The 16582-nt window shown below is 67.3% G+C and carries 14 protein-coding genes and 1 other RNA gene; 6 read left to right on the top strand and 9 right to left on the bottom strand.

Going from position 1 to position 16582, the window contains the following annotated elements; translation table 11 throughout:
* Nucleotides 1-67: 67 nt before the first annotated feature.
* Complete coding sequence (locus FHS44_RS17170; RefSeq protein ID WP_184715776.1) at nucleotides 68-2302, bottom strand: DUF2339 domain-containing protein; 2235 nt, start codon at nucleotides 2300-2302, stop codon at nucleotides 68-70.
* Nucleotides 2303-2844: 542 nt separating this feature from the next.
* Between FHS44_RS17170 and FHS44_RS17165 the strand changes: the two genes are divergently transcribed.
* Nucleotides 2845-3837 (top strand): hypothetical protein, encoded by a 993-nt coding sequence (locus FHS44_RS17165; RefSeq protein WP_184715774.1) that lies wholly within the window; start codon nucleotides 2845-2847, stop codon nucleotides 3835-3837.
* A gap of 1173 nt (nucleotides 3838-5010) precedes the next feature.
* A complete protein-coding gene (locus FHS44_RS17160) occupies nucleotides 5011-5724 on the top strand; it encodes a hypothetical protein (RefSeq protein WP_184715772.1) in 714 nt (237 codons plus the stop codon).
* 373 nt (nucleotides 5725-6097) lie between these two features.
* Here FHS44_RS17160 and FHS44_RS41015 read toward each other — a convergent pair whose 3' ends face one another.
* The 3 genes from FHS44_RS41015 to FHS44_RS17150 all read right to left on the bottom strand — a co-directional run bounded on the left by FHS44_RS41015 (nucleotide 6098) and on the right by FHS44_RS17150 (nucleotide 7394).
* Entirely contained in the window at nucleotides 6098-6259 is a 162-nt protein-coding gene (locus FHS44_RS41015) for a hypothetical protein (RefSeq protein WP_246435609.1), read from the bottom strand.
* Between the two features lie 102 nt (nucleotides 6260-6361).
* Complete coding sequence (locus tag FHS44_RS41010; protein WP_312863687.1) at nucleotides 6362-6673, bottom strand: HAD family hydrolase; 312 nt, start codon at nucleotides 6671-6673, stop codon at nucleotides 6362-6364.
* Nucleotides 6674-6725: 52 nt separating this feature from the next.
* The gene (locus tag FHS44_RS17150) at nucleotides 6726-7394 is read right to left on the bottom strand and encodes a hypothetical protein (RefSeq protein WP_184715770.1); all 669 of its coding nucleotides are present in this window, start codon (nucleotides 7392-7394) and stop codon (nucleotides 6726-6728) included.
* 359 nt (nucleotides 7395-7753) lie between these two features.
* On the opposite strand from FHS44_RS17150, the gene FHS44_RS17145 reads away from it, so the two are divergent.
* A complete protein-coding gene (locus tag FHS44_RS17145) occupies nucleotides 7754-8128 on the top strand; it encodes a hypothetical protein (protein WP_221460920.1) in 375 nt (124 codons plus the stop codon).
* Nucleotides 8129-8249: 121 nt separating this feature from the next.
* Here FHS44_RS17145 and rnpB read toward each other — a convergent pair.
* The 4 genes from rnpB to FHS44_RS17125 all read right to left on the bottom strand — a co-directional run bounded on the left by rnpB (nucleotide 8250) and on the right by FHS44_RS17125 (nucleotide 11867).
* Nucleotides 8250-8637: RNase P RNA component class A (gene rnpB / locus FHS44_RS17140), an RNA gene on the bottom strand.
* Nucleotides 8638-8800: 163 nt separating this feature from the next.
* Nucleotides 8801-10297, bottom strand: a complete 1497-nt coding sequence (locus FHS44_RS17135) for a bifunctional RNase H/acid phosphatase (RefSeq protein ID WP_184715768.1) — start codon at nucleotides 10295-10297, stop codon at nucleotides 8801-8803.
* Complete coding sequence (locus FHS44_RS17130) at nucleotides 10294-11034, bottom strand: zinc ribbon domain-containing protein (protein ID WP_184715766.1); 741 nt, start codon at nucleotides 11032-11034, stop codon at nucleotides 10294-10296. The genes FHS44_RS17135 and FHS44_RS17130 overlap by 4 nt, the downstream gene beginning before the upstream one ends.
* Complete coding sequence (locus FHS44_RS17125) at nucleotides 11031-11867, bottom strand: Nif3-like dinuclear metal center hexameric protein (protein WP_184715764.1); 837 nt, start codon at nucleotides 11865-11867, stop codon at nucleotides 11031-11033. The genes FHS44_RS17130 and FHS44_RS17125 overlap by 4 nt, the downstream gene beginning before the upstream one ends.
* Nucleotides 11868-11944: 77 nt before the next feature.
* Here FHS44_RS17125 and FHS44_RS17120 point away from each other — a divergent pair, with 77 nt between their 5' ends.
* From FHS44_RS17120 to FHS44_RS17110, 3 genes are all read left to right on the top strand, one after another.
* A complete protein-coding gene (locus FHS44_RS17120; RefSeq protein WP_184715761.1) occupies nucleotides 11945-12982 on the top strand; it encodes a dipeptidase in 1038 nt (345 codons plus the stop codon).
* Nucleotides 12979-14061, top strand: coding sequence for a M20 family metallopeptidase (locus tag FHS44_RS17115; protein ID WP_221460919.1), 1083 nt, complete (start codon nucleotides 12979-12981; stop codon nucleotides 14059-14061). The genes FHS44_RS17120 and FHS44_RS17115 overlap by 4 nt, the downstream gene beginning before the upstream one ends.
* 121 nt (nucleotides 14062-14182) lie before the next feature.
* Complete coding sequence (locus FHS44_RS17110) at nucleotides 14183-15526, top strand: sensor histidine kinase (RefSeq protein ID WP_184715759.1); 1344 nt, start codon at nucleotides 14183-14185, stop codon at nucleotides 15524-15526.
* On the opposite strand, the gene FHS44_RS17105 is transcribed toward FHS44_RS17110, so the two are convergent.
* Nucleotides 15516-16406 carry a DMT family transporter gene (locus FHS44_RS17105; protein WP_184715757.1) on the bottom strand — a complete coding sequence of 297 codons (891 nt, stop codon included), beginning with the start codon at nucleotides 16404-16406 and terminating at the stop codon, nucleotides 15516-15518. The genes FHS44_RS17110 and FHS44_RS17105 overlap by 11 nt on opposite strands.
* Nucleotides 16407-16582 lie beyond the last annotated feature (176 nt).

The following is a 16582-nucleotide window of genomic DNA, read 5'->3' as shown; positions in this document are numbered from 1 at the left end:
ATCGGGAGAGGCGAGTTTCCGGTATGTGATCCTCCTGTGACAGAAGGTTCACCGACCGACATCGGGATCACCTGCGGTAGACGATCTCCTTGTCGTCGCCGTCTTTGTCGCCGGGGCTGGGGTACGCCATGATCAGCAGTCGCTGACCGGCTTCCTCCTCGCCCTTCCATGGGAACCAGGCGTAGTGCACGCGGATCCGGTAACGACCGCTGCGGCCGTTGAGTGACAGGTCGGGCAGGGTGGTGCCGCTGAGGCTGTCCGTGAGCACGATCTCGCCCGTGGGGCTGCGGTAACCGACCTCGACGACCTTGTCCCAGCCCTTGGTCTCCACGGGCGGGCGGCGGCTGTACGTCTCAACGGTGACGCAGATGTCGAAGTCGGAGTGCGTGAGGACGGTCAGGGTGCCGGAGCTGGTGGAGACCAGTCCGTTGCCGGGGTCCAGATCCGGAACGGCCTCCGCCTCCTCGTCTTCGTACGTCTGCAGCACCCCGTAGTCGGTCCACTGGGGCTCCTTCATCCGGATCGCCTTGGCCGGCTTGACGCGCGGGCGGTGGTGTGGCGTCGCATCGCACATGCGCTGGGCGTCCGCCTGCATCTCCGCGAGTTCCCGATCCTGTTCGGCGCGTTCGGCGTTGACGACGGCGGCGGCGCGCGGGCAGATACCGGCGAGCGGGTAGGTCAGGGCAGCACGGTTCACCTTCCAGCGAGCCAGCTCTCGCGGGTCGTCGCGGGTGTACAGCTCGCACATCCAGCGCCCGTACGCGATCACGACCTGGTCAGGTGTGGTGTCGGAGAACCGGCGAAGGCCCCTGTCCGGCTGGCGTAGCGAGCAGACGAACTTCTGCTCGGCGGTCAGCTCACGAGGCTCCAGTTCCCAACGCTCGGGTGGGTCGCACTCCTGCGCCGTGATCACCGGTCCGCGGGCCTGGTCCGCCGCCGGTATGAAACAGAGCGTCACCGCCACGGCGAGGCTCACCAGAAGAACCTGGCGGCGGGTACGGCGGGCAGGCGGCGCGCCGTACAGGATCGTCAGGGTGAGGGCGGAACCGGTGAGCGCGAGTCCGTACCACAGCGGGGAGATCCCGGCGGAGACGAGCGTGCCGTCCTTGACGAACAGGCCGCTCGGGTAGAGCTGCAGTTCCCCGAGCAGGCTTGAGTCCGCCGTGGTGGAGGCGCTCACGACGGCGACACCGGCCAGGAAGAACAGGGTCAGCGTCGTAGCCCGCGTCAGGCGGTAGGTGCGCCGCCAGACGGCCACCAGGATCAGCAGCGACGGCACACCGACCCCCACGAGCAGGTCGAGGACATACCAGGCGAGAGTGAGCTCAAAGCTGGTGAACTCACGGAGGACGTTCCACACCGCGTTCTTCGGGCCAAGCCAGAACGGCACTCCGTGCGCGAGGTTGACGACCGCGGGGAGCAGCGGGAGCGTGATCGCCACCACCGGCAGCGGCCACCGTCTGGCGGGCGCCCGCGGGGGCCGTGACGACGGGGCCAGGACGCTGCCCAGGTCGTGCGCGGATCGAGCCCACCAGACCAGTCCAAAGAAGGACAACGCGCCGATCGCATCGAGGAACAGTTCGCGCCAGGAGATCTCGTTCACGTAGCCGAACCCGATGATTCCGGAGGGCTGGACGAACGACATGACCAACGCGATCACGCCGACGCGCACGGTCGTCCCGCTCCAACGGGGATCACGCGCCTGCGCCAGCAGCACCGCCACCATCCACAGCGGCCAGGCGAACTGCTCGATCCAGTCCAGGGCGGGAATCCGGATGAACAGGTCAGCCCCCAGTGCCCATTCGAGGGTGACACCCAGGTTCACCAACACGCTGAAGATCCCCGTCACGAGAACCAGGAGTCGTAGCCATCGAGGAGCGGTGTCGCGCAGCACACGGAAGAACAGCCAGGCCACCGCCAGTTGGAGCGGCACCCCGACCAGCCAGAACCACCAGCCGTACGGGATCGGCAGACGTGCGACCAGGTTGTATCCGACGTTGAGGTAGAGCGCGACCCGCAGCAGGCGGACCTCTCCGCCACGTTGCACCGGTTCCCCGCGCTCGCGACCGCGCAGCACCTGCCAGTACGCCCAGGCCTGCACCGCCGCGATCAGGACCAGCAGAACCAGAAGCCACCACCATGGCCTGAGGTCCTCGGACACGAAGCCGTACTGACCTATGACGACTCCCCAGACGGGGGTGATGTCGCCGGTCATCATGGCGATGACACCGAGGCCGACCACGGCGGCGAGGTAGACCGCCGCGAGGGCGACCGCGATCCCGCCGAAGCGGTGACGGCGCATGGGGGAACTCCTGGGAGGAGGAAATGATCAGCGAAAGCGCCCAACCCTAACGAGTCCCGCCAAGTTGATCAAACGTCTCACTTGCTCAACTCAGGCCTACCTCAGCCACTCATGAGATGTCCGTGATTTGTTCCAACGATGGCCATCCGCGACAAGGCATCGACTCCGTGGTCGGATCGAACCGGCTCCGGCTACGGGAGCTCCCATGCTCGAACATGCTTTATGCACAGGACTACTTCAACGCCGACATCCTCAAGCCCTCGGCCCTCGCGGGCGGGTTGCCGGTGGAATGACCTTCCATGGTCTACGGCCCGCCTTCGCCAGTACGGCATTCGCCGAGAAGGGCCATGTCGTTTCCCTAACCGCTGCGTGAACCGACTGCCGCCACTCCACTCCGACCTCTACGTGCGTGGTGCGGAACAACTCCCGATGCAGGTTGACCTTGTTGGCCCACCGGTCGCTCTTGAATGTGGAGTCACACGCATCGACGACCCAGCGCCGCCTCGTGTGCGATCATCGACGGATGACAACAAGAAAGGCCCATGGCCGCTGATCGTCGGCTCGCACTGCACGCGACGCTTCCCGGCCGCTACGCCCGCTACGAGGTCCTGGCCTCGACCATCGACCACCGCGGCCGACTGGTCGCCCTGGTCGCCGACCCCGCCCAGGGCTTCACTCCCATCCCGCGATCCTCCAAGCTCCGGCCTCCCCCACGTTACGACGCGATCGCCGTCATCTGCGACGAAGTCGAGACCCACGAGATCCCGCTGACAGAGCTCGTCCTACGGTTCACCCACATCGACACCCTCGGCGACGGTGTCGTGCTGGTCGCCGCCCGCTGTGAGCCCGTGGGCATCGACTTCGAGCGCTATCAGAAATCGGTTCCCGAGGACGAACTACACCTCACCGACAACGTCCGGGCAATCGACGAAGGCGGGCAGACCCGGTCGGCCTTCTACGCCAGTGACGGCATCGAGCAGCTCATGACAGATGCCCAAGGCAACATCTGGACCAGCTACTTCGACGAGTCGAACTACTGGTCCCCCAATCTGGACGGCACCCGCTCCTACGGTTGCATGATCGGTCTGGCGCGCTGGAACAGCGACGGCGGCCCGCCCTGGATGGCGCCGTCCCACACTCCAGGTGTCTTCTGGTGCGACTGCTACGCACTGAACGTCGGCCACGACGTGATCCATGCGTGCCCCTACACCGACTTTCCACTGATCGAGATCGACGCTGACGGCGTCCGGAGCATCACACCGAACCCTGTCACCCGATGCAGCGGCCTGGCCGTCTCCGGTTCCGAGCTTGCCTTCTTCGACCAGCACCGAGCGCGCCGCGGATTCCGCTGGGAGATCCGCAGAGCCCTCCGGCAGGACGGAGTCGTCACCGAAACGGAACGCGAGCACCTGCTGTTACCAGACGACCGAAACCCGACCGGCTGGGCGCGAGGGAAAATCGGCAGAGACGGGACGCTGTGGCTACACGAGGACGGGGATCCACGGCGCTGGTACCGCTATGAGGTAGACACCTAAATCCGATCCAGATTTTCCGTAAACAGAACGAAAACACCCCGGAGTGGTAGTCGCTTCGGGGCGTTCTTGCTGGTCGACGCTGACGGCCAGGGGCAGAGTCGAGCCGCTGACCATTCTCGTGGGTCCAAGCGGCCCTCCATCGGCGGCAATAGCGACACAAGCTGACGTATCCGAATCAAGGGAAGAGCCTTCTTTCCGAGGAACAAGATGAACGACTTTTGGGTTGCGATCGTCTTCAAGACCGCAAACTCACACCGCAGGGGCCCGTACGCGGTTGGTATGGTGAGCGTCGAGGCAGGGAGGATTAGTGAGTCCTTCAATACCTTGATTCATCCACCCGCAAGATACTCCTGCTCCGTCCCCTTCAACGTGGGCTTACGCGGGATCAGCGAGAGCAACGGGAGAATGCAACCACTTGGGAAGAGACCTTTCAGAAGATCCTTGCATTCGTGAGCAGGCGACCGCTTGTTGCCCACAATGCTGCCTTCGACCTCGACGTTCTCCGGGAAGCCTACACCACATCAAACATCCCATGGCCGGACATTAGCTATGTCTGCTCTCTAGTCGTCGCAAGACAAACCTGGATCCTTTCCTTGCATAGCTTTCCCTACGTAGTCCATGCTGCAGGCAGCATGGACTACGTCATCACAAAGCTGGTGCCGACGCCCGCGCTGCCGCCGAGATTATGCTCGACACTCTGCGTATACATGAGGCCACTACGCTTCATGATCTTCTCGCCAGCTGCGAGATCCAGATGGGGCGGCTTTCCGTGGACTCCTGGTCACGATGTCAGAGCGCAAACAGCAACGCACGTGCTTCCATACCCGATGCGAACCCCGACGGACTAACAGTCCGCTTCACCGGCACGCCGTTCAGCCTGGGCCGCAAGGAAGCTCATACCCACCTTGCCGAGGTTGGTGGCCAGCCCGCAGCCGGCGCGACCCGCAAGACTAACGTCCTGGTAATCGGCGCCCAGGACCCCGCCAAGGTACGACGAGAGCAGGAGGGCTGAAGAACTCCTCGCGAAAGGTCGCCATATAGAGATAGTCAGTAAGGCCGACTTCCTGGAGCGGATTGCCTGTAGCGAGCTCGCCAAGTAAGGGGTGAAAGGCGAACGCGCTGCCACCGCTCGGCTGTCTTTACGAAGCTCGCCAGGCGACCTAGTCTCTGGGCATGGTCGAGAAGCGCGACAGGCGAAAGAATATTCCAGCCCCCATACAGGCGGCGCTCTGGGCGCTTAGCAACGGACGGTGCTATGCCCCAGATTGCCCCTTTCCAGTGATTTTCGAAGTCAGACCTGGTGTCTACAAGAAGAACGCCCAGATTGCTCACATCTATGGCGTGCAACCTGGATCCGCACGTCATCGCCCCTGCAGTACCCTCGAAGAGGAGCAGGAAAGAGACTCCTTTCGCAATCTAATACTCCTATGCCTGGCGCATCATGCAGAGGTTGATGACCAGAAAACAGGTGCGGATCTCTACCCGCCCGAGCTCCTGATTGAATGGAAACGCAAGCACGAAGGAGAGCACGGCAAACACCTCGCGCGCATCAGCAATCCAATGACCGACGAACTGATCGAAGCCTTGCTGGTAGAAGCATTTGAGCCACCCGTGGTTCGCCTTGAGCGCATTGCTGAGCAACTGGAACGGACAGGTAGTCTCAACATAGACGCCTTACAAGAGTTGAGGCAGATTATCTCAGTGATGAACAACGCCGCCGTAGGGGTGGACAATCTCACAGCGAGCCGCCTTGCCTATGCAGCGGAAGTGTTCGACGGAAACAATCTCAGCAGAACTGCGGCGTCCTTATCGTACGCAGCAGAGACGCTCCCCGGCGTCCTACGTTCCCTTGATGAAAAGCTCCGGAGGCTTGGCGGCATGATGTAACCACAGGTAATGCCTGGTAGTCGGCTCAGCATACGGCGACGAGCGTGCTCGACCTACGCGACGTTGCGTCACTACTGCTGTCGCTCCGCCGGGGTCTCCAGTGACAGCATCAGACGAAGAAGGGGCCGTAGCAGCCAATAACTCGAATAGGTCTGGCATCGGCGATCTTCAACTTAGGTTCTGAACACTTCATTACGAGTTAGATCACGACCGTCCAGGACTGTCTACCGCTACCTTCGCGGCCTGATGAGGCGGACTCTTACAGGGCCCCTCGGTCCATGGTCGCCCAGGTCCGCCCAGATCTGTTGTTAGGATCCGCGTTAACAAGATTGCGGTTCGCGCTACCTCGACCTCTGGACAGGTCACCGGTCCGCTAGGAGAATCTCCATCGCCTGAAGCACGTCTGTGACGACGTGGTCCACCCCGTCCTCCTGGTCCGGCCGCATCCCTCGGTCGATCCGATGGTACGGAGGCCCGCAGCGATGTCCTTGACGAGGTGATCACCGACCATCCATCCCCCATCCGCAAGGGCCATGCCGCACCGCTTGGCGGCGATCTCGAAGAGACCGACGTCAGGTTTACGGATGCCTTCAAGTCCGGAAAGCGCATAGGCGTCGACGGCTTCGGCCAGTCCCGTCTACTGGGTCTTGCCGAGCTGATTGTCCGCTGTCCCGTTGGTGACGATGGCCACCCTCCATCCGGCAGCGCGGAGCCGCGCCAGTCCCTCCACCGCCTCGGGACGACAGCGAGCCAGGTACGGCATGCGCTCGCGGTAGCGGCCCCACAGTTCCTCGATCGACGCCGAAACACGGACCTTACCGAAGAAGACTTCGCGATGCGGGTAGCCGACCCGGTCGAAAGCGACCAGTCGGTCAACCGCCTCATGCCCAAGACCGTGCTCATCGGCGAACTCCGCAGCCCATATCCGGAACGCCTCGTCCAGGTTCACGAGTGTGTTGTCCAGATCGAAGAGCGCAAGCCGTTACGCATCGCCACCCTTCTCAACCGGCGACGGACGGATACCGGACTGCCACAAGGTCGTCGGCGAGATCCTTCATGGTGAGGTCGGCGTTCAGCGCGGTTACCACCGCCTGTGTCAGCGGGTGGAGGGCGTAGACGTGCCGCACCGCGTCGAGATCCACGGGCACCTCGTAGTAGTCCTCGGCGAACCGCCGGAACGTCTCCGGAGACGGATCGACGAGCCTCGCGAACAGGTATGACGCTCCATCGGGGTCGCTTGTGCCGTCCGGGTAGTCGATCTCGCCCACCCGCCAGCGGTCGTCGCCAGTCTCGCGCCACAGGCAGGCGGTCACGACCGGCATGCCATCCTCGTCGCAGAACGCGGGCTCGGCCACATAGTGGCGGAAGACCTCGGGGACAGAGTCGAGCACTCCTGGCCAAGGGCCGTCGTTGCCGTACGGGCTCATCACCGCCTCATGGTCGAAGCCACAAATGTAGACACCCGCCGCCGAGAAGACGATGGAGTATTCGTCTCCGGAACCGTTGCGCATCGAGGCCATCTCCTCCCCGGGGCTCCACCCCGCGTCAAAGGAGTGGTAGCGGCTCCCCCAGTCCGGACTCAGAACGGCCTCCAGTACTGCCATGGACCGGCACAGGTCGCGGAGCATCGGGACATCGGGCAGCAGCCGGGCCACATCATGAGCGGTCATGAGCCTCATCCAATCGGATGCCAGTGACATCCTCCTGAGGTGTTCTCTTCCTGGCACGGGGGACGGGACTACCAGCACTTCAGCAAGGGTGGCAGTTGAGACCTGGGCCGACATCGCGGGGTGGAGCCTGACCTGCGCTCCGACCCCTTCATCGCTTCTCCGTACTTCCGGTCGTCTCACACCCCCATGTGCCCTCGTTGCGCCCTGCCCTCGTAGATCTGGGTGATCTCCGGCCCCGGATCGGGCCACCTGAGAAAACGGCTCGATCATGCCACTGAGAAGGAATTACGCTTGCGGGCGTATCGCGTCGCTTGTCACTGGTTTCGGCTTTCCCACGGAACAGAACAGGAGGCCGCCCCGTGTCGATCCCCAAGAAGGGTTCGCGACTCATCACGGTCAACGGCGTCACCTACCGCTGGCGGATCCGTCGTAAGCCCACGTACTGCCAGGCGAACAGTTGGGGACCTCTGACCTTCGCGGTGGAACTGGCCGATGGGCCGGGGCGCGTCCTCCTGGTGTCACTTCCCTGCTCCCGGCCGGACGCCTGGCTCGGGGAGCGAGCGATGGCCGTAAGGCCCGCACTTGTTTCGGCGACCATCCGCAGGGCTCTCCGCCACGGCTGGGGCCCGCACCGAGCGGGCAACGCCCTCGCTCTCAGCCTGATCGAAGACAACCTGACAGAGGCGATGAACGGTCAGCGGCCCTCCTACGTGGTCCCCTTCATGCGGAGATGACCAGTTCGGAAGACATCGCTTTAAAAGAGTGGTCGTCATCTAGGGATGTCGCCATTTCGGCTTGGTAATCCAGCACAGAATGAGCGATCTTTATTGATCATTCCGTGCATGCGCCAGAGGGCGGACGAGTCGGCCTGTAGGCCGGGTTTTGTCCTTCATTGCTGAAGGGGCGACCATCCATCTAGGGCCGGCGTTGCCGCCGGTCTCGAGCGGTCTACCCGCGCGGCTCGGGCGGGCAGCCCTCAGACGTCGCGCGCGGGACGCTCCGGAGAGCGTCCCTTCTTGACCTTGCTCCGGGTGGGGTTTACCTAGCCGCCCACGTCACCGTGGGCGCTGGTGGTCTCTTACACCACCGTTTCACCCTTACCCCCGCGAAGGGGGCGGTTTGTTTTCTGTGGCACTGTCCCGCGGGTCACCCCGGGTCGGCGTTACCGACCACCCTGCCCTGTGGAGCCCGGACCTTCCTCGGCGGGTCCTCACAGACCCGACGCGGCCGCCCGGCCGGCTCGTCCGCCGTATCCCAAAGCCTACCGGTGTCCCGGAGCCCGCCGGTTCCCAAGTGGTCTCCAACCGGGCGACAAGTGGGACCGGGTGGGATGTGATCAGGCAACCGGGGCGACCGGAGGCCGCCGACGGGGCCGCCCGGCCGTACCGCCCGGGGAGGGGTGTGGGTCAGCGCAGGTGAGAGGTGTCGTTGAACGCCTTCACCACGGCGGGCCCGTCGGCGTAGTACTCGATCAGGGACAGTGAGGCCAGGTCGAGATGCATGCGGTACAGCGCGGCGAGGGGAGCCAGCAGCGCGGACCTCAGCAGCATCTTGATCGGCGTGACGTGGGAGACGACGAGAACCGTCCTGCCCTCGTAACGCTCGACCAGCCGGTCCCCGATCACCTGGACCCGCCGCGCCGCATCCCCGAAACTCTCCCCACCCGGCGGCGCGGCGGACGGGTCCGCCAGCCACGTGGCCAGCTCGTCCGGCCAGCGTCGCTGGATCTCGGTGAACGTGTGGCCCTCCCAGGCGCCGAAGTCGGCCTCCCTGAGTTCGGGTTCCACGACGACGTCGAGGCCCAGCCCGGCGGCCACGGTCTCGGCGGTGACGAGGGCCCGCCTCAGCGGCGAGCTGACAACCACCTGCACGCCGTACGGCTCCCGCGTCAGCCTGGCCGCGGCGGCCCGCGCCTGGGCGAGGCCGTTGGGGGTGAGCTCGGGGTCGCCAAGGCCGGAGAACCTGCGTTCCACGGACATCGGGGTCTCTCCGTGCCTGAGCAGCAGCAGTGAGGTCGCCGTGGTGGTCGGCGGGCGCCAGCCGGTGCCGGTGGTCGCGGAGGCGGTCGGGAAGGTCTCCGCGTCTGAGACGCCACCGGCCCCAACCTCAGAAAAGGAGACGTCCAGTACGGCCTTCGCCCCGGGAGCCGGAGCGGTCTCCACCTCAGAAACGGCACCAGCTCCTGGAGCCGGTACGGCCTTCGCCTCGGGAACAGCGCCAGCCCCTGGAACCGGTGCGGCCTTCGTCTCCGGAGCAGAAACCGGCACGGCTCCAGCCCCGGTGACCCGGGCGGCCTCCGCCTCGGAAACAGTGTCGGCCCCAGGAACCGGTGCGGCCTTCGTTCCCGGAGCCGGAACGGCCCCGGCGCCGGTCGCCCCCGAGGCCGAGGTGGTCCCCGCCCCGGAAACCGGTACGGCCGACTCAGAAGGAGGGTCGAAGAGGGAGCCCTGCTCGGAAGGCGCCGCGGTGAAGGACGACTGCCAGGGGACGCCCTTGGCGGCGGCGTCCATGGCCTCGTTGGCGAGGCGGTCGGCGTCCTTGTTCCTCTCCCTGGGGATCCAGCGCCAGGTGACCCTGAGGCGGCGGGCCAGGGAGGCGGCCTCCGTCGCCAGAGGGCGCAGACCCTCGTTTTTGATCTTCCAGCGGCCCGCCATCTGTTCGATGACCAGCTTGGAGTCCATCCGTACCTCGACGGAGGCGTCGTCACCGGCGAGGTCGAGCAGCGCCCTCAGTCCCGCGATCAGCCCGCGGTACTCGGCGACGTTGTTGGTCTGGGTGCCGATGGACTCGGCGACCTCCACCAGGATCTGGCCGTCGGCGGCGTCCTTGACGACGGCGCCGTAGCCAGCCGGTCCCGGATTGCCCCGGGACCCGCCGTCCGCCTCGACGACGAAAGAGGTCACAGGCCCGACTCCGGGGTACGGACGAGGATCCTGCGGCACTCCTCACAGCGGATGACCTCCTCGTGGGAGGCCGCCTTGATGCGGTTGATCTCGGCGATCGACAGGCTGGTGCGGCAGCCGAGGCAGCGGCCACCCTGGAGCATCGCGGCCCCGACCCCGAACTGGTCGCGGAGCTTGTCGTAGAGGGCGAGCAGGTCGGCCGGGATGTCGGCGGTGATCGTGGCGCGCTTGCCCTTGGCCTCGCCGGCCTCCTTGTCGATCTCGGCGAAGGCTGCGTCCCTGCGGTCCTCGGCGCCGCCCCGCGTGGTGGCCAGCTCGTCGCGCTCGGCGGAGAGCTTCGTGGCCTGGGCGTCGGCCGCCTCGCGGCGCTCCATGATCTCCAGGACGACCTCCTCCAGGTCGCTCTGGCGGCGGTGCAGGGAGGCGATCTCCGACTGGAGGCTGGCCAGGTCCTTCGGGGAGGAGACCTGGCCGGAGTCGAGACGCTTCTGGTCGCGTTCGGCGCGGACCCGGACGGCGTCGACGTCGGCCTCGGCCTTGGCCTGCTCACGGGCCAGGTCGCCCGCCTCGGTCTCGGCGGCGATCACCTGGGTGGCGAGCCTGGCCACCTTGGCGGACAACTCGTCGATCTCGGCCAGTTCCGGCAGGGTACGGCGGCGATGGGCCAGGCGGTCGACCACGGAGTCGAGTTCGGCCAGGTCGAGCAGGCGCTTCTGGGCTGCCGGGGCTGCTTTCACTTCAATTCCTCGCACTCTGCTGTTGTCTTCCAGGCGTCCGTGACCGTCTCGGAGACGCGCGTCTCAACAGTAATCCCCCGCGCGGCCAAGGCGGACGTCAGGCGGTGTGCCGCGTCGGCGAGCCAGGGCCACTCGGTCGCCCAGTGGGCGGCGTCGATCAGGGCAGGGCCTCCCGGCTCCTCGACGAACTCGCTGGCCGGGTGGTGGCGCAGGTCCGCGGTGAGGAACACGTCGACCCCGGCGGCGCGGGCCGTACCGAGCAGGGAGTCGCCTGAGCCTCCGCTGACCGCGACACGGCTGACCTCCCGGTCGAGGTCTCCCGCGACGCGCAGGCCGCCCGCCGTACCGGGAAGACCTTCGGCGGCGCGCCTGGCGAAGTCCCGCAGGGAGAGCGGGGCGGGCAGCGTGCCGACGCGGCCGAGGCCGCGGCGGGGGTCGGCGGCCGCGGGCAGGAGGGGGGTGAGCGGCCCGGTCAGCCCGACGGCACGGGCCAGCGCGTCGGAGACGCCGGGATCGGCGACGTCGGCGTTGGTGTGGGCGGTGAAGAGGGCGACGTCGTTCTTGATCAGCGTGTGGACGAGGCGGCCCTTGTAGGTCGTGGCGGCGACGCTGGTGGTTCCCCTCAGGTAGAGGGGGTGGTGGGTGACGATCAGGTCGGCGCCCCACCCGACGGCCTCCGCGGCGACGACCGCCGTCGGGTCGACCGCGAACAGGATCTTTCGCACCCGGGCGCCGGGGTCCCCGCAGACGAGTCCGACCGCGTCCCACGACTCCGCCCATGCTGGGTCATAGATTGATTCGAGCTCTCCGACCGTGTCGGCAAGGGTAGGCACGTGCGCAGACTACCGGCCCGCCCGCCGCCGATGATCCACACCACCTTCTCGTGAGGCCCGTGAGGAAGGACCCGCCCTTGTCCGTCGATCTCCATCGTGACGCCGTGGTCGCCGACACCCACAACGACCTGCTGATGGCGGTCACCGCGCGGCCACCCCACCGGTGGGCCTCCTTCTTCCGCGAACGCTGGCTCCCCCAACTCCACGACGGCGGCGTCAACCTCCAGGTCCTGCCCGTCTTCATCGACGACCGCCACCGCCCAGAAGGCGCCCTGCGCGAAACCCTGCGCATGATCGAATGCGCCCACACCCTCGCCGAAGGCAACCCTGACCACGTCCGCCTCTGCCTCGACGGCACCCAGATCGACCACACCCTGGCCGAAAGGAAGATCGCCCTCGTCCTGGCGTTGGAAAGCGCCCCCGGCCTCGACACCAACGTCGAACTCCTGCCCACCCTGCACCGCCTCGGGGTGCGCATCGCCTCCATCGCCCACTGGGGCCGCACCCCCCTGGCCGACGGCAGCGGCGAAGACGCCACCGCCAGCCGCCTCACCACCGCCGGAGTGGAAACCCTGCACCAGATGCAACGCCTGGGCATCCTCTTCGACCTCTCCCACCTCAGCGCCACCGGCGTCGACCACGTGCTGGAACTGACCACCCGCCCCCTCATCGCCACCCACTCCAGCGCCCGCGCCCTGCGCGACCACCACCGCAACCTCCCCGACGACCACCTGCGCGCCATCGCCGCCACCGGCGGCCTCATCTGCGTCAACTTCTTCCCCCCCTTCCTGGCCGAGCACCCCGACGACTACACCCTCGACCGCCTCGTCGACCACATCACCCACATCGCCGGCGTAGCCGGCATCGACCACGTCGGCCTCGGCCCCGACTTCGTCCGCGAAGTCCTCCACGACACCACCCCACCCTGCTGCGAGGACGCCGCCCCCGAAGGACTCGACGCCACCGCCACCCTTCCGGGGCTGGCGGGACCGGCCGGTTTGCCCCTGGTGACAGAAACCCTGCTCAAACATGGCTTCTCGGACGAAGAGATCGTCAAGATCCTCGGCGACAATGTGCTGCGCTTGTTCCGTTCCGAACTGGGAAGGCCCGCATGAACCTCGACCTGATGCTCGACGACCTGGAGGAACTCGTCGTCTGTGAATCCTTCTCCGCCGACCACGAGGCGCTGGCCCGCAGCGCCGCCGTGGTCGCGGACCAGGGGTTCAGAAGGCTCGGCGCGCGCCCCGAGACGATCGTGATCGACGGTGTCCCCCACCTGCGCTGGACCTTCGGCACGCCCAGGGTCCTGCTGGTCGGCCACCACGACACCGTCTGGCCGATCGGCACGCTGCGCGAGCACCCGTGGTCGCTCGACGACGGGATCGCCCGTGGCCCCGGGGTCTTCGACATGAAGGCCGGGCTGGTGCAGACCTTCCACGCCCTGGCCTCCCTGCCCTCACTTGAGGGGGTGTGCGTGCTGGTGACCGGGGACGAGGAGGTCGGCTCACGGACCTCGCGCGAGCTGATCGAGGAGTCGGCGCGCGGGTGCGCCGCGGCGTTCGTCCTTGAGGCGAGCGCGGACGGCGGCGCGCTCAAGACCTCGCGCAAGGGCACCTCCGACTACCGGATCACCGTGTACGGCAGGGCCGCCCACGCGGGTCTCGAACCGGAGAAGGGCGCCAACGCCGGAATCGAGCTGGCCCACCAGATCCTGGCGCTCAGCGCGATGGGCGAGGGGCTGACGACGGTGACCCCGACCACGCTGTCCGGGGGGACCACGGTCAACACGGTGCCCGCCACCGCGGGGGTGTCCGTCGATGTGCGGGTGCCGAGCGTCGCCGAGCAGGAGCGGATCGACCGCCTGGTCAGGGGGCTGCTCCCCCGCCTTCCCGGGACGCGGATCGAGGTGGCCGGGGGGCCGAACCGCCCCCCGCTTGAGGAGGCGTCCTCGGCGCGCCTGTTCGAGCTGGCGTGCGAGATCGCCAGGGACCTGGGCATGGAGCCGCTGCGCTCCGCGTCGGTCGGCGGCGCCTCCGACGGCAACATCACCGCGGGGGTCGGCTGCCCGACGCTCGACGGGCTCGGCGCGGTCGGCGGTGGCGCGCACGCGCCGCACGAGCACGTCATCGTCGGGGAGATGCCCGCCAGGACGAGACTGCTGGCCGAGCTGGTCACCTCGGTGCTGAAGACCTGAGGCACGCCGGGCTTCCCCCCAATGGAAGGGGAGCGGAACTTTGCCCCTCCTTGGCCATTAATGGCCAGGAAACGGCAATTAATCCGCCTAGGAAGATCGTCGGATCTCGGGGGAAGCTGGCGTGGTCACCAAGGGCTCCTGGTCGGTGCGGACCCGATTGACTCTGATCGCCGTCACCGTGGCCGCCCTGTCCGGACTCGCCCTCTCTCTGGTCGCCACCCTCTCCCTGTACGGCCTGGCGGGCAGCTACCGGGCCCAGGAGATCACCAACGCCGCCCTGGAGACGATCAACCTGACCGTCCGGGAGCAGTTGCCCGCCGTACTTCCCCAGGGGGCGTTGGACGGGGTCCAGGTGCTCGACCCGTCGGGCCGGGTCCTGTCCTCCACGCCCAACCTGCGGGGGAGGCCGCGGATGGCGATCTTCGTCCCTCCGCCGGGAAGCGTCAGCGCGGACCGGCAGGTGTGCGACAGCCCCGAGTTCCCCGACCGGTGCATGGTCGTCGTGGCGTTCAGGGTGCACCGGCCCGGGGGCGACTGGATCATCTACGCCGCCGATGACATCGTCCCGTGGTACGTCCATCCCGGCCTGTTCGCGGTCATCGTCGGCACCAGCCTGGCGCTGGTGCTGCTGGCCGGGGTCGGCGCCTACCAGACGGTCAACAGGGCGCTGGCCCCGGTGAACGCGATCAGAAGTGAGCTGGCCGAGATCACCGCGACCGACCTCGGCCGCCGGGTGCCCGTCCCGCCCGCGGCGGGGGAGATCAAGGAACTGGCCGTCACGATCAACCAGACGCTCGACCGGCTTGAGGCGGCGGCCGAGCAGCAGCGCAGGTTCGCCTCTGACGCCTCACACGATCTGCGCAGCCCGCTGACCGCGATGCGGGCGCAGGTCGAGGAGGCGCTGCACTATCCAGAGGACACCGACTGGAAGGCGAAGGCCGGGGAGATGCTCGCCAGCCTGGACCGGCTCCAGGCGATCGTCTCTGACCTGCTGATGCTGGCCAGGCTCGACTCCGGGGCGCCCATGGCCCGTCAGTCGATCGACCTGGGCGAGCTGTGCCGGGAGGAGATGGACCACCGCAGACGCCGCGTCGAGATCGTCTGCGACGCGGAGTCCGGCGTCATGGTGCAGGGCAGCCGTCTGCGGCTGGCGCGGCTGATGACGAACCTGCTGGACAACGCGGAGCGGCACGCGGCCTCACGGGTCGTGGTGACCGTGGCCGCCAGGGGGGACACGGCGGTGGTCGAGGTGCTCGACGACGGCGCGGGGATCGCCCGCGACCAGTGGGAGGTGGTCTTCCGCCGCTTCACCAGGCTCGACGCCTCACGTAACAAGGACGCCGGGGGCACCGGCCTGGGGCTGCCCATCGCCAGGGAGGTCGCCGAGGCGCACGGCGGGACGCTGGTGATCGAGGAGAGCGAACGTGGCGCCCGTTTCGTCCTCCGGCTGCCCCTCAGCCGTTGACCCTCTCGCCGGGCACCAGGACCAGGAGCATGGCCAGGGCGATCAGCCCGCCGCCGACCAGGACGGTCCAGGTGAGGCGTTCGCCGTACAGCATGATGGCCAGGGCGGTGACCCAGAGGGGCTGGGCGGACAGGATGACCGCGGCGGGCGCGGCGGGCACGTGGGCCTGACCGAAGGAGCGCGCGAGGAACCCCAGGGCGCAGGCGACGACCGACAGGTGGGCCATGGCGGCCCAGTCGGCCACGGTGCCGGGCAGGGTGAGACCGTCCGGTACGGCCAGCGCCCCGGTCATGAGCGCGATGACGCCGAGTTGGATCACCGCGAGGGCGTAGGCGTCGCGTCCGGCCCCCTCGAAGTCGCCGAGCACGAGGGTGTGCCCCGCGTACAGCACGGCCGAAAGCAGCGTGACGGCCAGGGCGGGCAGCGGTACGGCTCCGCCCTCCGTCCCCCTGAGCAGGGTGAAGATCGTCATCGCGGCGGTGGCCAGCGCGACCGCGACCCAGGTGCGGAAGGGCACCTCGGCGCCGAGCAGGACCAGCCCGAGGACCGGGGTGATCACCACGTAGGAGCCGACCGTGAACCCGGAGACCGACGAGGGCAGGTCGTGCAGGGCGATCGCCTGCGCCGTCTGGCCGACGCCGAACAGCAGGCCGAGCTGCACGCCGGTCAGCCAGGTGTTCTGGGACAGGCCACGCAGGCAGCGGGGCCGCAGGGCGAGCAGGGCGATCGTGGCGACGGCGTAGCGCTCGGTGAGCAGGTCCGCGACGGGCATGCGGGCCATGAGGTCCTTCATCAGCGGGAAGGCCGACCCCCAGGCGGCGCTGACGAACAACAGAAGGACGGCTCCCATGAGGGGGCGGGGAGCGGAGACCGCTGCCATGACAGCAGGATTCCACTACGCCCAGCTACCGAAGGGACGAGAAGTCCGTGGTGGAGTGGCCTGAATACCACGTTGAGTGAATGACCTCACCCCGGCGCGAGGTTCCTGTCACCCCTCGCCCGAGCCCCAGGCCCGAAGCCGATGCGGCCTCTCCGGTCGCGGGGGTACCGCGCCGG

It is taken from the genome of Streptosporangium saharense, from assembly GCF_014203715.1.
Classification (GTDB): domain Bacteria; phylum Actinomycetota; class Actinomycetes; order Streptosporangiales; family Streptosporangiaceae; genus Streptosporangium; species Streptosporangium saharense.
This window is presented reverse-complemented; position numbering and strand designations above follow the sequence as displayed.

Bases quoted from the DNA above. Each gene is read 5' to 3' on its own strand.
- FHS44_RS17150 (WP_184715770.1), bottom strand. From the start codon at position 7,394: ATGACCGCTCATGATGTGGCCCGGCTGCTGCCCGATGTCCCGATGCTC.
- FHS44_RS17115 (WP_221460919.1), top strand. From the start codon at position 12,979: ATGAACCTCGACCTGATGCTCGACGACCTGGAGGAACTCGTCGTCTGT.
- FHS44_RS17165 (WP_184715774.1), top strand. From the start codon at position 2,845: ATGGCCGCTGATCGTCGGCTCGCACTGCACGCGACGCTTCCCGGCCGC.
- FHS44_RS17160 (WP_184715772.1), top strand. From the start codon at position 5,011: ATGGTCGAGAAGCGCGACAGGCGAAAGAATATTCCAGCCCCCATACAG.
- FHS44_RS41015 (WP_246435609.1), bottom strand. From the start codon at position 6,259: ATGGCCCTTGCGGATGGGGGATGGATGGTCGGTGATCACCTCGTCAAG.
- FHS44_RS17105 (WP_184715757.1), bottom strand. From the start codon at position 16,406: ATGGCAGCGGTCTCCGCTCCCCGCCCCCTCATGGGAGCCGTCCTTCTG.
- FHS44_RS17170 (WP_184715776.1), bottom strand. From the start codon at position 2,302: ATGCGCCGTCACCGCTTCGGCGGGATCGCGGTCGCCCTCGCGGCGGTC.